This window comes from Mesorhizobium sp. P3_B5, assembly GCF_056402815.1.
In genome coordinates this window covers 1-13,855 of sequence record NZ_JBFUGR010000022.1, presented here as the reverse complement: position 1 = coordinate 13,855, position 13,855 = coordinate 1, and the positions used below count along the sequence as shown (strand labels likewise).

Genomic DNA, 13,855 nt, shown 5'->3' with positions numbered 1-13,855 from the left:
TTGCGCAGGACCGAAGCCGGCGGCAGAAATATTGGTTACTCTTCCTGGAACAGGCTGATCTGCTGCTGCGCCAGATCCTTCGGCGCGTCGAGGCCGAGATGCCGCCAGGCATTGGCGGTCAGCACGCGGCCGCGCGGCGTGCGCTGGATAAACCCCTGCTGGATCAGATAGGGCTCGATAATGTCCTCGATGGCGTCGCGCGGCTCGGACAGGCCGGCGGCGATGGTCTCGATGCCGACCGGTCCGCCGCCGAAGTTGCGGGCAATCATCGACAGATAGCGGCGGTCGAGCGCGTCGAGGCCAAGCGCATCGACCTCCAGCCGCGTGAGCGCCTCGTCGGCGATCTGGCGGTCGACATGGCCGTCACCGGCGACGCTGGCGAAATCGCGCACGCGGCGCAGCAGCCGGCCGGCGATGCGCGGCGTGCCGCGGGCGCGCCGCGCGATCTCCAGCGCGCCATCGTCACCGAGCGGCATTTGCAGGATGCGGGCGCCGCGCCGCACGATCTGCTCCAGTTCCTCGACCGAATAGAAATTGAGCCGCACCGGAATGCCGAAACGATCTCGCAGCGGGTTGGTCAACAGCCCGAGCCGCGTGGTCGCGGCAACCAGGGTAAAACGGGCGAGATCGATCTTGACAGAGCGCGCCGCCGGCCCTTCGCCGATGATCAGATCGAGTTGGAAATCCTCCATTGCGGGATAGAGGATCTCTTCTACGGCAGGATTGAGCCGGTGGATCTCGTCGATGAACAGCACGTCGCGGTCTTCGAGATTGGTCAGCAGCGCCGCCAGATCGCCGGCCTTGGCGATGACTGGGCCGGAGGTCGAGCGGAAATTGACGCCGAGTTCGCGCGCCATGATCTGCGCCAGTGTCGTCTTGCCGAGGCCGGGTGGCCCGACGAACAGCACATGGTCGAGCGCCTCGCCGCGGCCCTTGGCCGCCTCGATGAAAACCTTGAGATTGGCCCGCACCGCCGCCTGGCCGACGAAATCGGCAAGCGTCTGCGGCCGCAAGGTCTGCTCGGCATCCTCGCCGCGTTTGTCGGGCGCAATGAGACGGGGCGAAAGGCTCATGCCGCCTTCCTCGCACAGGGCAGAGGACGGGACAAGCAACGCCTCACCGCGCCAGTTCCTTCAGCCCGAAACGGATCAGCTTCGAGGCGTCCGCATCCTCGCCGGCGGTCTTCAGCGCTGCCGCCACCGCATTGGCTGCCGTGTCGCGCGAATAGCCGAGATTGACCAGCGCCGAGACGGCATCGGTGATCGGCGCCGGTGCGACGCCTTCGCCGAGTTCCTGCTTCAGGCCGATGGTGCCGGAGGCAGAACCGGCATAGGCCGGCGCCTTGTTCTTCAATTCGGTGACGATGCGTTCCGCCACCTTCTTGCCGACGCCAGGCGCACGGCTGACCATGGCGATGTCGCGCAGCGCGATCGCATTGGCGAGATCGGCAGGCGCCAACGTCGACAGAATGGCCAGCGCCACCTTGGCGCCGACGCCTTGCACATTGCTCATCAGCAACCGAAACCACTCGCGCTCCAGCACGGACTGGAAGCCATAGAGCCGCAGCATGTCCTCGCGCACATAGGTCTCGATGAACAGCACCACCGCCTCGCCGGGCGCCGGCAACGCCGCCAGCGTGCGCGCCGAGCAGTAGGCGACATAGCCGACGCCATGCACGTCGACGAGGCAGAAATCCTCGTCGATCTCGTCCAGCGTGCCTTTGAGCTTGCCGATCATGAGCGATCCCTCATGCCAGCGCCGCCATCCTGTAGGCGACGCTCTGCCGGTGGTGCGCGTGGCAGATGGCGATGGCCAGCGCATCGGCCGCATGCTCGGTGTCGAAAATGGCTTTTGGCAGCAGCACCTTCACCATCATATGGATCTGCTTCTTGTCGCCATGGCCGACGCCGATCACCGCCTTCTTGACAGCGTTGGGCGCATACTCGGCAACCAGAAGTCCAGCTCGCGCCGGCACCAGCATGGCAATGCCGCGTGCCTGGCCGAGCTTCAGCGTCGCCACCGCGTCCTTGTTGACGAAGGTCTGTTCGACCGCCGCTTCGTGCGGCATGGCCTGCTGCAGGATGTCGGCGAGCCCGTCATGCAGTTGGCACAGCCGCGTCGCCAGCGCCGCTTTGTCGTCGGACCGCACGGTGCCGGAGGCGATGAAGCGCAAGGAGTTGCCGAGGCTCTCGACGATGCCCCAGCCGGTGCGTCTGAGCCCCGGATCGATGCCGATGATGCGAATCGCTTCCCCCATACGCCGACTTTACCTCCGGCGGACAGCGATGCCAGCGAAATGTGAACAAACCAGAAACAACGAACAGGCTGTTTGAGAATTCGCTCTGAGGAGACAGATGGCGCGGTTTTCGAAAACCGAAGCGGAACGTACATAAGTACGTGAGCATCGGAAGCGCAGAAAACCGCGTCAGATGGCCGTCAGAGTAGAATCATAAGCAGGCTGTCAGCCGCGGGCGAAAGCCGTGTTGAGCAGCGTGATCTGGTCGGAAACCGGATTGGCGCGGCGGCCCATTGGCGGCGTGTCGACCATCGTGCCGCCGTAGATTTCCTCGTCCATGCGGCGCACCAGCGCCTGCAGCCGCAACGAGCGGGTGACGAGGTCAAGGAAATCCTTGGGCAGTTCGCTCCAGCCGGCCGCTTCATCATGCGCGGAAGCGGTGTCGAGACGCACCTTGGATTTTTCGGAAGCAACCTGGTCGCGGGTCATCTCGCCGGAGTTCGCGGCCCGCTGCAAAAGCAGCCAGGAGGCGACTTGCATCAGCCGTGTGGTCAGCCGCATCGATTCGGCGGCATAGAGCGTTGCCGCTAGCCTGGAGAGCTTCTTCGCCTCGGCCCGGCCCTTGCCGTCGAGATATTCTGCCGCTTGCTCGACCAGGCCCATACCCTCCTGGTAGAGCGGCTTGAAGGATTGGGAGAAAACCCGACGTTCCGCCAGTTTAATGGTTTTCGCAACGCCCTTCGAAGGCTCGTTCATTGGAGACGCCCCTGCTACCCGCTGGCTGATTCGGCTTCATCGCCGTCCCGCCTGCACCCTAAATGACTGAAGCTTGAAAATGCGCTTCGTCACCGGTGAAGGCAAGCACATGTTTAACAAACGGTTAACGGCGCGGCCGGTGCCGGACGACCCCGGAAAAGCGAACAAAAAAAGAGCCGCGGATAAGGCGGCTCTCAGGAGTTTAACAGGGAGGCGTCAAACGAAGTGGCTCCAACCACTCGGTAAGAATCCAGATAACTGGATGAACGTAGTAAACGCCCGTAAAGCTTAATGAAGCCTTAACGGAGCGGATATTTTTCGATCGAGCGCCACCCTTCTGTGCCGGAACAGCACAGCTGCTCCGGTGCCCGGAATCGCGTCAGGACCCTCACACACTCCCTGCCATTTCGGCCACGCTTGCTGAACGCCGAAACAAACCGGCTGCCCACGCGACATCGTTGCGAAACACGCGCCGCGCTAAACGCCCGCTCCTCGAACCCAGGCAGCGCAACCCCAGCGTCGCCCGCAATCAAAAAATCAAAGGAGAGAACCATGGACTGGTACTCGATCGTCAAGTTTTTGCACATCGTTTCGGCGACCCTGTGGGTCGGTGGCGGTTTCGTCCTGTTCCTGCTCGGAGTGATGGCTGAGCGCGCCGGCAACATCGAGGACAAGTTGCAGGCGATGCGCGCCAGCGGACAGTTGGGCGGCCATTTCTTTGCACCGATGTCGATGCTGACGCTGCTCTTCGGGCTCGTCATGTGCAGCTTCTGGGTTGGCTTCACCGACCTGTGGATCCTGATCGGTCTCGCCGGCTATGCCACGACCTTCTCGATCGGCATGTTCATCTTCAAACCGACCGGCGAGCGGATGGGCGCCATGATCGCCAAGGATGGCATAACGCCCGCCGTTCTCGCCATTGGTCAGCGCATGATGAGCGCCGCGCGCTTCGACTATGCGGTGATGCTGGTGATCGTCGCCGACATGGTGCTGAAGCCGACCGCGCATGACATCGGCGTTCTCGCCGGCATGGTGCTGGTCGTCGCGGCCGGCGCTACCTTGGCATTCGGCGGAACACGGCGGCTGGTACCGTCCGCCGCCTAAGGCTCGCCATGACGGCAGCCCGCAAGGCTGCCGTTCCCTCTAGAACAGCCCGGCGATGCCATCCCACAGCAGTTTGACCGCGACGACCGCAACCGTCGCATAGGTGAAGGGATAAAAGATTTCCGGCCGCATGCGCCGCACCAGCCAGGCGCCGGCGATGGTGGCCAGCGGCGCCAGCGGCATCAGCACCGCCGATGCCGTTAGATTGGCGGTGTCGAACTGGCCGAGCGCGAAATAGGGCACCAGCTTCAGCGCATTGGTGGCGGCAAAGAAGATCGCCGACGTCCCCGACAGCACCTTCGGATCGAGCCGGATCGGCAGCGCATAGACCTGGAAGGGCGGGCCGCCGACATGGGCGACAAAGCTGGTGAAGCCGGCGACCGTGCCCCAGAAGGCGGCAGCGACGCGGTTGGGGGCAGCCGCATGATCGGCACCGTGCCGGAACTGCAGATAGAGCCAGCGCAGCACGAAAATCAGCGCGACCGCGCCGACGATCAGCCGCACCATCTCTTCGGTGACGAGGGCTGCCGTCAGCCAGCCGAGGCCGATGCCGATCACCGCGCCCGGCATCATGTCGACCAGCATCTTGCGGTCGTAAACACCCCACCATGTCCACACCGAAACGATGTCCATCAGGCACAGGATCGGCAGCAGGATGGCGGCGGCCTGCACCGGCGGCATGGTCAGCGCCATCAACGGCACGCCGACAAAGCCGACGGCGCCGCCAAAGCCGCCTTTCGACAGGCCAACGAGAATGACCGCCGGAATGGCGGCGGCATAAAACCAGGGATCGGCGAGCAGACCTGACATGGGGGGAAGGAGGCTGGAGGGAAAGACGGGAATTCTGGAATAGACCAGAAACGGTCACGCCGCGACTGCAAATATTGCGCGGCGCGCCCGCGCCCGTCACATATTCGGCATAGGCGCCAGCGGCGGCGGGCGGCGGCGGATCGGCTGCCCCTTGATGATGGCGGTGCTGGTCTCGGCCTTGTCGGCGATGCGGTCGAGAATCTGGTCGAGATCGCCGATCGAGCGCACGAACAGCCGGGCGACAAAACAGTCATCGCCGGTGACCTTGTCGCACTCGCCAAATTCCGGAATCTCCTCGATCAGCTTTTGCACGATGTGCAGCTTGCCCGGCAAAGGCCGGATGCGAACGATCGCCTGCAGGGTAAAACCGAGCGCCTGCGGATCGATCTCGATGGTGAAGGCGCGGATGACACCGCGCTCCTCGAGCCGCCGAAGCCGTTCCGAGACGCTCGGCGACGACAACCCGACTTGGGCAGCCAGTTCCTTCAACGAGGTTCGTGAATCCTTGATCAGTATCTCGAGAAGCTTTCTGTCCAGCTCGTCCAGCATTTTTCATTCCTTAGGTCGGATCGAAAATTACCTAATATAATTAGGCATGCATTTCATACGCCTATTCACAAACCATGGAAAGCGTCGATCCGGCATGAGAATATGAAGCCTCAAACAATAGAGGTTCTGATGGACAACACGGTACGCGGCACGATCGAAATGTCCGCCGCAATGGCGATCCTGGGCACCATCGGCTGGTTCGTCGTGCTCTCAGGCCAGCCGATCATGGACGTGGTGTTCTGGCGCTGCGCCTTCGGCGCGATAGCGCTGCTGGTCATCTGCGCCGCCCTTGGGTTGCTGCGCGGCGGGCTGTCACTGCGCGTCATCGGCATCGCCGCTCTCGGCGGCGCTGCCATCGTCATCAACTGGCTGTTGCTGTTCAGCGCATTTTCGCGGGCCTCGATCTCGATCGCCACGGCGGTCTACAACACCCAGCCCTTCATGCTGGTCGGCTTCGGCGCGCTGTTCTTCTCCGAACGGCTGACCATGACAAAGTTGGCCTGGCTTGGCATCGCTTTCGCCGGCATGCTGCTGATCGTGCAGGTCACGCCTCATGCAGGCGACGTCGGCACCGACTATTTCACCGGCATCGCCATGGCGCTGGGGGCGGCTTTCTTCTGGGCCGTTGCAGCCATCGTCACCAAGAAGCTCAAGGGCACGCCACCACACCTGATCGCACTCATCCAGGTTTGCGTCGGCGTTTTCATGCTCGCGCCCTTTGCCAATCTCACCCAGCTTCCCACCGATGCGTGGAGCTGGAGCATGCTGGTGACGCTCGGCGTCGTCCATACCGGCTTCATGTACATATTGATGTATGGCGCCATCCAGAAGCTGCCGACGCATCTGCAAGGCTCGCTGTCCTTCATCTACCCCGTGGTCGCGATCCTGGTCGACGTCGTTGCCTTCGGCCATCGGCTGCATCCCCTCCAGATCGTCGGCGCCACCGCCATCCTGATCGCCGCAGCCGGCATGAATCTCGGCTGGACGCTGTGGAAGTCGAGGTCGCCGACAGCGAATGCCCAGGCAAACGGATAAATCATGACGCCGCCTCACAGCCACGTGATCTTGCGGCAGACACGCTGCGGATTTGCGCCGGACCCTGACTCATGCGATGAGCGTTTCAGGCACATGCGACGGGTGGTGGCTTGGACAGCGTATCCTTTCAGAACCGGCTATTGCCTCGCGAGCGTATCTTGTGGACCGGATCTCCCACGCAAGGTTTGTTGTTCGTACCTAGTGACATCTTTCTCATTCCGTTCAGCCTGCTTTGGTGCGGGTTTGCTATTTTCTGGACAGTCTCGGCGGCAAGGCAAGGTGCGCCATTCTTCTTCTATGCCTGGGGAGCGATGTTCGTTTGCATCGGGCTCTTCATGGTCTTTGGCAGATTTGCCTTCGATGCATGGTTGCGACGCAGGATCTCCTACGCTGTCACGGACAGACGCATTCTCATTATGCGGACCGCACCGTTTTCCAATTTCAGGTCGCTCGATTTGGAGCGCCTTCCCGATGTGCAACTGACCGGTGAGAAAGCGACACGAGGGAATTTGCGCTTCGGATCGGTGGCAACCCCCTTCGGATATCCAAGGATGGGCGGCTGGTTTCCGGCCCTTGACCCCGTCCCGCAATTTCTCGGGGTCGAAAGCCCGTCGAAGGTGTTCGATCTGATAATGAAAGCCAGCAGCGATATCCGCTCCGGTCATCGATCGCCCCCTGCTGGCTAGCAGCCTGTTCAATCCCTGTACTTTGCTCTATGCCGCAATCCAACCATCTTCGCCCGGCATAGGCGAAAACCGGGATCGAAGGCCTATGAACGAAGCAACACCTCCAAACCGCTGCCGCATCGTGCTGATCGCGCCGCCAGGCGTGTCGGCGCAAAGCATTGCGGCGGCATTCGAAGGCGGCGACGTCGCCTCGCTGATCCTGCCCGAAAACGGCATGGACGAAGCCTCCTTCCAGGCCTTGGCCGAAGAGATCGTGCCGGTTGCGCAAGCTGTAGGCGTCGCGGTCATCATTGCCGGCGACACCCGCATTGCCGGCCGCGTCCAGGCCGACGGCATCCATGTCGAGGTTGGAAAGGCCGAACTTGCCGAGACGATCGGACATTTCCAGGCAAAGATGATGGTCGGCACCGGCGGCGCCAAGACCCGCGACGACGCGCTGGAACTCGGCGAGTTGAGGCCCGACTACATGTTCTTTGGCCGCTTCGGCTATGACAACAAGCCGGAGCCGCACCCCCGCAACCTGTCGCTTGGCCAATTTTGGGCGGACGTGATTCAGATCCCGTGCATCGTCATGGCCGGGTCCGATCTCGCTTCGGTGACAGCGGTGGCCGCCACCGGCGCCGAATTCGTGGCGCTGTCCAGCGCCGTCTTTGCCGAGGGCGTCGACCCGAAGACAGCTGTCGCCGGTGCCAACGTGCTTCTCGATGAAACCGCGCCGCGTTTCGAGGACTGAAATGTCCTCGCCAATGCTTCCTCTCCAGGCCCTGATTGCGGTCTTGATGATGCAGGGCGCCGCCACCGCCGCGCAGACCATTCCGCTACCGCAGCCCAAGCCAGACATCGGCGTGCACGTCGACAAACCCATCGACAAGCCGCTGCCACAGCCCGCCACCACCGCCGAACCGGCGCCGCTGCCGTCAGCCGACGCCATCAATCCCGACCGTTTTGGCGCCAAGCCGTCGGACCCGGCCTACGGCGCCTTTCAGCGCGGGCTTTACAAGACGGCCTACAACCTCGCTTTGACCCGCGCGCAAAATGGCGATCCGGCGGCCGAGACGCTGTTGGCCGAGATCCTGTCGCGCGGGCTGGGCGTGCCGCTCAACGCGGCGGAGGCCGCCAAGTGGTATGCGCTTGCGGCGGAGCAGGGCGTGCCGGAATCGCAATTCCAATATGCGCTGATGCTGCTCGACGGCCGCTACGTCAAGAAGGACGAGAAAGAAGCCTACGCGTTGATGCAGGCTGCCGCCGAGGCCGGCAATCGGCTGGCGCAGTTCAATTTCGCACAGTTGCTGGTCGAGCAGGACCCCGGTGATGCCGGCATCGCCAAGGCGGTCTCCTACTATGAGCGGGCCGCCGCCACTGGCCTTGCCGATGCGCAATATGCGATGGCGCAGATCTATGCCAATGGCGCCGGCGGCAGGCCGCGCGACGACGCCCAGGCCCGCCGCCTGCTGGCGCAGGCCGCAAGGCAGAATTACGACACCGCGCAGATCGATCTTGCCGCCTGGATGATCGAGGGACGTGGCGGCGCGCGCGACCTGAAATCCGCCTTCGGCTGGATGAAACAGGCCGCCGAGGGCGGCAATGTCGCCGCCCAGAACCGCCTCGCCAAGCTCTATATGCAAGGCATCGGCACCGATCCGGATCTCATCCTCGCCGGCGCCTGGTACATCGTTGCCCGCCGCGCCGGCCTTATCGATCCTGAGATGGACGATTTCCTGCAAGGCCTGACCGACGACCAGACCAAGCAGGCGTTGCAGAGGGCAAACCGCCTGCCCTGAGGCTACCCTCTGGGCTACCCCCGACCTACCCCTCTAGGCCGCCTCCCTTGCCTCTTCAGGCGATTTGTGGTCTTGGAGGCCGAAATTCGCAGCGGCGAACATCTCATTCCGGATCAAAAATCATCATGGCCAAGATCAATGGCAACGAAATCCGTCCCGGCTACGTCATCGAGCACGATGGCGGCCTATGGGTGGCGGTGAGGACCAACACCGTCAAGCCCGGCAAGGGCGGCGCCTACAACCAGGTCGAACTGAAGAACCTCATCAACGGCACCAAGCTCAACGAGCGCTTCCGCTCGGCCGAGACGGTCGAACAGATCCGGCTCGACCTGAAGGATTTTTCCTTCCTCTACGCGCAGGAAGACGCGCTGGTGTTCATGGACACCCAGAGCTACGAGCAGCTCGAATTGAACAAGGACTTCGTCGGCGATCGTGCTGCGTTCCTGCAGGACGGCATGATGGTCACGGTTCAGCTCTATGAAGACAGGCCGATCGGCATTTCGCTGCCCGATTATGTGACGCTGACCATCACCGAGGCCGACCCGGTGGTGAAGGGGCAGACGGCCGCATCCTCCTACAAGCCGGCGGTGCTGGAAAACGGCATCCGCGTGCTGGTGCCGCCCTTCATCGGTTCGGGCGAGCGCATCATCGTCGACACCAACGAAATCACCTACGTACGCCGCGCGGACTGATGCATGTCGCCCAAAAGTGGCCCCGGTTTTGGGTCACCGACATGCATCGAAACAAAGCTTAAAGCGCAGCAGCAGGAAGAAGCACGATGGCACGCTCCGCACTTCTAAACGTCATGGTTCAGGCCGCCATGAAGGCCGGCCGCTCGCTGTCGCGCGACTTCGGCGAAGTACAGAACCTGCAGGTGTCGATGAAGGGGCCGGGCGATTATGTCAGCCAGGCCGACCGCAAGGCCGAGGACATCCTGTTTGCCGAACTGTCCAAGGCGCGGCCGGGTTACGCCTTCCTGATGGAAGAGCGCGGCGCCATCGAAGGCGACGACGGCCAGCACCGCTGGATCGTCGATCCGCTCGACGGCACCACCAACTTCCTGCATGGCATTCCGCAGTTTGCCATCTCGATCGCGCTGGAGCGCCAGGGCCAGATCGTCGCCGGCGTCATCTACAATCCGGCAATGGACGAGCTCTACACCGCCGAACGCGGCGGCGGCGCCTTCATGAACGATCGCCGGCTGCGCGTCGCCGGCCGCACCAAGCTGGTCGACACCGTCATCGGCTGCGGCGTACCGCATCTCGGGCACGGCCAGCACGGCAATTTCCTCGTCGAGCTGCGCAATGTGATGGCCGAGGTTTCCGGCATCCGCCGCCTCGGCTCCGCCTCGCTCGATCTCGCCTATGTCGCCGCCGGCCGCATGGATGGATTCTGGGAAGTTGGCCTGTCGGCCTGGGACATGGCCGCCGCCATTCTTTTGATCCGCGAGGCCGGCGGCTTTGTCTCCGACATGGATGGCGGCCAGGACATGCTGGACGCCGGCTCGGTCGTCGCCGGCAACGAGGTCATCCACCGCGCGCTGTTGAAGACGATCAAGAAGCCGGTCACGCCGCGCTGAGGACCTTGGCGCCCAAAGGATCCCGGCGCGCTGAAGCGCCGCGGTCGCAAAACCGCAACCAAAGCTTGAAATACTGTCCGGCAAGCGCCCAGATAAGGGGGATGCAGGATCATTCATGACGGACGCGCGGCCAGAATCCCAGATTGAAATCCCTTTCGTGGGTCGCTGGCACTATTCGCGCGCCGAAATGATCGCCGACGGCATCGTCCATGCAGTGGGCATCGTGCTGGCGATATCGGCCGGTTCGGCATTGCTGGCGCTGGCAGCCTTCCATGCCGGTCCCGGCGAATATGTCGCCGCCGCCTTCTATGTGGTTTCGCTGCTGACCGTGCTGTCGGTGTCGCTGGCCTACAATCTGTGGCCGGTGTCGTCACCGGCAAAATGGATCCTGAGGCGCTTCGACCATGCCGCGATCTACCTGCTGATCGCCGCGACCTACACGCCTTTCCTCGCCCAGCTCGACACCTCGCCGCTGGCCGTTTCGATGATCGTCCTGGTGTGGACCGCGGCGGCCATCGGCATCGCCATAAAAGTGCTGCTTCCCGGTCGCTTCGACAGGCTGGCGATCGTCTTCTATCTCGCCATCGGCTGGAGCGGCATCGTCGTGGCCAAGCCACTCGTCGAGACACTGCCGACGACATCGATCGCGCTCATCGTTGCCGGCGGCGTCGTCTATTCCTGCGGCGTCATCTTCTTCGCCTGGAAAGGCCTGCGCTTCCACAATGCGCTGTGGCACGGCTTTGTCGTCACCGGCGCCGGCCTGCATCTGGCCGCCATGGTCGACTGCCTGGTCATCAACCGGTTCTAGGCTCTCCGGCAATATTGCCAGACGCCATTCAATTTGGTCACAATTCCGTTTAAAGTCGCGAATTACGTGATCGGCGGCACTGGAGCAATTCCAGGGAAAGTGTGAGCGGTTTCCCGTTCGGAATTGCGTCAAGGCAAATAGAGAGCATCGGAAACGGGGCACGGATGGCTTTTCTCAGATCCTTCGGCATGGGCAGGCGTTCTGATGTCCTGATTTACGATCCGCACAAACTGTCGAGCCCGCAGGTCTTCGTGCTGACCATGGTCATCTTCCTGGCCATCGTCGCCTTCATCGCCGCCATCCTGACCCGCCAGATCTCGACCGCCTTCGGCAGCAATCCCGGCCTCAACGGCCTGATCGTCGGCGTGCTGGCGGTCGGCATCCTGCTCGCCTTCGCCCAGGTCGGACGGCTGTTTCGCGAAGTGCGCTGGGTCAATTCCTTCCGTGCCGGCTCCGAAACCACCGAACCGGTGCTGCTGGCGCCGATGAAGGCGATGATCGGCCGCTCGTCGACCGTGGCCTTCTCGACCAGTTCGATGCGCACCATGCTTGATTCGATCGCCACCCGCCTCGACGAAACCCGCGACACCTCGCGCTACCTTGTCGGCCTGCTGGTGTTCCTCGGCCTGCTCGGCACCTTCTGGGGCCTGCTCAACACCATCGGCTCGATCCGCGAAACCATCGAGTCGCTCGATCCCGGCACAGGCGACGCCGCCGCCGTGCTCGATTCGCTGAAGCAGGGTCTTTCGGCGCCGCTGGCCGGCATGGGCACCGCCTTCTCGTCCTCGCTGTTCGGCCTCTCCGGCTCGCTGGTTCTCGGCTTCCTCGACCTGCAGGCCGGCCGCGCCCAGACCCGCTTCTACACCGAACTTGAGAACTGGTTGTCCTCGGTCACTGATCTCTCGTCCGACATCGTCGTCGCCGATCCGGCCAAGACCGAATCCTCCGATGAGATCCGCGTGCTGTCGGAAAGGCTGCGCAGCATGCAGGAGAACGGCGGCTCCAATCCACGCGTTGCCACCGCCATGGCCAATCTCGCCGACGGCATTTCGGGTCTGGTCAAGAACATGCGCTCGGAACAGCAGATCATGCGCGACTGGGTCGAAGCTCAGTCGGACGAACAGAAGGCGATGCGCAACACGCTGGAAAAGATCGCCGACGCCCTGAAGAAGCCCGGGGTCCATTAACATGGCGCTTGCCAAGCGGCGCACCGATCGCCGCATCGACTACTGGCCGGGCTTTGTCGACGCGCTGTCGACGCTGCTTCTGGCGATCATGTTCCTGCTCACCGTTTTCGTGCTGGCGCAATTCCTGCTCGGCCGCGAACTCTCCGGCAAGGATACGGCGCTCACACGCCTCAACTCGCAGATCAACGAACTGACGCAACTGCTGGCGCTGGAGCGCTCGACGACGCAGGACAAGGATGATTCGCTCGCCAATCTGCAGGCATCGCTGTCGGCGTCAGAGGCGGAAAAGAGCCGGCTCGAACAGTTGCTGGCGCAAGGTGCCGGCGCCGGCGACGCCGCCAACCAGCGTGCCATACAGCTGGGCGGCGAACTCGACAGCCAGCGTCAGATCAGCCAGCAGGCGCTGAGCCAGGTCGAGATCCTCAACCAGCAGATCGCAGCACTTCGCAAGCAGATTGGCGCGCTCGAAGACGCGCTCAACGTGTCGGAAACGCGCGATCGCGATTCCAACACCAAGATCGCCGATCTCGGCCGCCGCCTCAACGTGGCGTTGGCGCAGCGCGTGCAGGAGCTCAACCGCTACCGCTCCGACTTCTTCGGCCGCTTGCGCGAAATCCTCGCCGACCGCGAGAACATCCGCATCGTCGGCGACCGCTTCGTCTTCCAGTCGGAAGTGCTGTTTCCCACAGGCTCCGAAGAGATCAACGACGCCGGCAAGGTCGAGATGAAGAAGCTGGCCGACGCCATCATCGAATTGCAAAAAGAGATCCCGCCAGAGATCAATTGGGTGCTGCGCGTCGACGGCCACACCGACAACAAGCCGCTGTCCGGCGCTGGCCGCTACCGCGACAATTGGGAATTGTCGACGGCGCGCTCGACCTCTGTGGTGAAGTTCCTGATCGAGAATGGCGTGCCGGCCAACCGGCTGGTCGCCGCCGGCTTCGGCGAATTCCAGCCGCTCGATCCCGCCGACACCGAAGAGGCGCGCAACAAGAACCGCCGCATCGAATTGAAGCTCACCGAACGTTGATCCATCTTCACGCGATATCACGCGAATTTGTTTGCCGGCTCAACTCTAGAGCGGGATGAATCTAGGTTGGCGCATAGCCTGCCTCTGTGAAGTAATTTCTGCATTCGGTTGAAGAGACGGTGCCGAGGATTTGGCCGATGGCGTCACAGACGGTTTCGACGGTACGCTTGGCAGCCTTACGGAGCCAATGCTTTAGCTTTGCAAAGAGCTTCTCGATGGGGTTCAGGTCAGGCGAGTATTTGGGCAGCAAGAACAGCCTGGCGCCGGCCGAGCGGATGGCGCGGCGCACGGCCT

At 62.8% G+C, this 13,855-nt stretch carries 17 protein-coding genes; 10 read left to right on the top strand and 7 right to left on the bottom strand.

Annotated features, from left to right (window positions below; all coding sequences use genetic code 11):
• Nucleotides 1-35: 35 nt before the first annotated feature.
• From ruvB to rcdA, 4 genes are all read right to left on the bottom strand, one after another.
• Nucleotides 36-1,073 (bottom strand): Holliday junction branch migration DNA helicase RuvB, encoded by a 1,038-nt coding sequence (ruvB, locus tag AC1DVW_RS28275; protein WP_477327529.1) that lies wholly within the window; start codon nucleotides 1,071-1,073, stop codon nucleotides 36-38.
• Nucleotides 1,074-1,116: 43 nt separating this feature from the next.
• Nucleotides 1,117-1,737 (bottom strand): Holliday junction branch migration protein RuvA, encoded by a 621-nt coding sequence (gene ruvA / locus AC1DVW_RS28270; protein WP_477270647.1) that lies wholly within the window; start codon nucleotides 1,735-1,737, stop codon nucleotides 1,117-1,119.
• A gap of 10 nt (nucleotides 1,738-1,747) precedes the next feature.
• Nucleotides 1,748-2,257, bottom strand: coding sequence for a crossover junction endodeoxyribonuclease RuvC (gene ruvC, locus AC1DVW_RS28265; protein WP_477246106.1), 510 nt, complete (start codon nucleotides 2,255-2,257; stop codon nucleotides 1,748-1,750).
• Nucleotides 2,258-2,461: 204 nt separating this feature from the next.
• Nucleotides 2,462-2,992 (bottom strand): protease adaptor protein RcdA, encoded by a 531-nt coding sequence (gene rcdA / locus AC1DVW_RS28260; RefSeq protein ID WP_477246104.1) that lies wholly within the window; start codon nucleotides 2,990-2,992, stop codon nucleotides 2,462-2,464.
• Between the two features lie 552 nt (nucleotides 2,993-3,544).
• Here rcdA and AC1DVW_RS28255 point away from each other — a divergent pair.
• On the top strand, nucleotides 3,545-4,096 hold the full coding sequence (locus AC1DVW_RS28255) for a DUF2269 family protein (protein WP_477327527.1): 552 nt from the start codon (nucleotides 3,545-3,547) through the stop codon (nucleotides 4,094-4,096).
• A gap of 39 nt (nucleotides 4,097-4,135) precedes the next feature.
• Here AC1DVW_RS28255 and AC1DVW_RS28250 read toward each other — a convergent pair whose 3' ends face one another.
• Complete coding sequence (locus tag AC1DVW_RS28250; protein ID WP_477327525.1) at nucleotides 4,136-4,906, bottom strand: sulfite exporter TauE/SafE family protein; 771 nt, start codon at nucleotides 4,904-4,906, stop codon at nucleotides 4,136-4,138.
• Nucleotides 4,907-5,002: 96 nt separating this feature from the next.
• Entirely contained in the window at nucleotides 5,003-5,455 is a 453-nt protein-coding gene (locus AC1DVW_RS28245; protein WP_477327523.1) for an Lrp/AsnC family transcriptional regulator, read from the bottom strand.
• 129 nt (nucleotides 5,456-5,584) lie between these two features.
• On the opposite strand from AC1DVW_RS28245, the gene AC1DVW_RS28240 reads away from it, so the two are divergent.
• From AC1DVW_RS28240 to AC1DVW_RS28200, 9 genes are all read left to right on the top strand, one after another.
• A complete protein-coding gene (locus AC1DVW_RS28240) occupies nucleotides 5,585-6,490 on the top strand; it encodes a DMT family transporter (RefSeq protein ID WP_477327522.1) in 906 nt (301 codons plus the stop codon).
• Between the two features lie 110 nt (nucleotides 6,491-6,600).
• On the top strand, nucleotides 6,601-7,176 hold the full coding sequence (locus AC1DVW_RS28235) for a PH domain-containing protein (protein WP_477327520.1): 576 nt from the start codon (nucleotides 6,601-6,603) through the stop codon (nucleotides 7,174-7,176).
• A gap of 85 nt (nucleotides 7,177-7,261) precedes the next feature.
• Nucleotides 7,262-7,909, top strand: coding sequence for a thiamine phosphate synthase (locus AC1DVW_RS28230; RefSeq protein WP_477327518.1), 648 nt, complete (start codon nucleotides 7,262-7,264; stop codon nucleotides 7,907-7,909).
• The gene (locus AC1DVW_RS28225) at nucleotides 7,881-8,957 is read left to right on the top strand and encodes a tetratricopeptide repeat protein (protein WP_477327516.1); all 1,077 of its coding nucleotides are present in this window, start codon (nucleotides 7,881-7,883) and stop codon (nucleotides 8,955-8,957) included. The genes AC1DVW_RS28230 and AC1DVW_RS28225 overlap by 29 nt, the downstream gene beginning before the upstream one ends.
• A gap of 125 nt (nucleotides 8,958-9,082) precedes the next feature.
• Nucleotides 9,083-9,649: an elongation factor P gene (gene efp / locus AC1DVW_RS28220; RefSeq protein ID WP_477246089.1), complete on the top strand. Its 567-nt coding sequence runs from the start codon at nucleotides 9,083-9,085 to the stop codon at nucleotides 9,647-9,649.
• Nucleotides 9,650-9,735: 86 nt separating this feature from the next.
• Nucleotides 9,736-10,536: an inositol monophosphatase family protein gene (locus AC1DVW_RS28215; protein WP_477246087.1), complete on the top strand. Its 801-nt coding sequence runs from the start codon at nucleotides 9,736-9,738 to the stop codon at nucleotides 10,534-10,536.
• Between the two features lie 115 nt (nucleotides 10,537-10,651).
• Nucleotides 10,652-11,344, top strand: a complete 693-nt coding sequence (gene trhA / locus AC1DVW_RS28210; protein ID WP_477327514.1) for a PAQR family membrane homeostasis protein TrhA — start codon at nucleotides 10,652-10,654, stop codon at nucleotides 11,342-11,344.
• A 164-nt stretch (nucleotides 11,345-11,508) separates the two neighbouring features.
• Nucleotides 11,509-12,531 (top strand): MotA/TolQ/ExbB proton channel family protein, encoded by a 1,023-nt coding sequence (locus AC1DVW_RS28205; RefSeq protein ID WP_477246083.1) that lies wholly within the window; start codon nucleotides 11,509-11,511, stop codon nucleotides 12,529-12,531.
• A 1-nt stretch (nucleotide 12,532) separates the two neighbouring features.
• A complete protein-coding gene (locus AC1DVW_RS28200) occupies nucleotides 12,533-13,561 on the top strand; it encodes a peptidoglycan -binding protein (protein WP_477319873.1) in 1,029 nt (342 codons plus the stop codon).
• Nucleotides 13,562-13,622: 61 nt separating this feature from the next.
• Here the strand turns inward: AC1DVW_RS28200 and AC1DVW_RS28195 are convergent.
• On the bottom strand, nucleotides 13,623-13,855 hold a 233-nt coding region (locus AC1DVW_RS28195), incomplete at its 5' end, for a transposase (protein WP_477326451.1).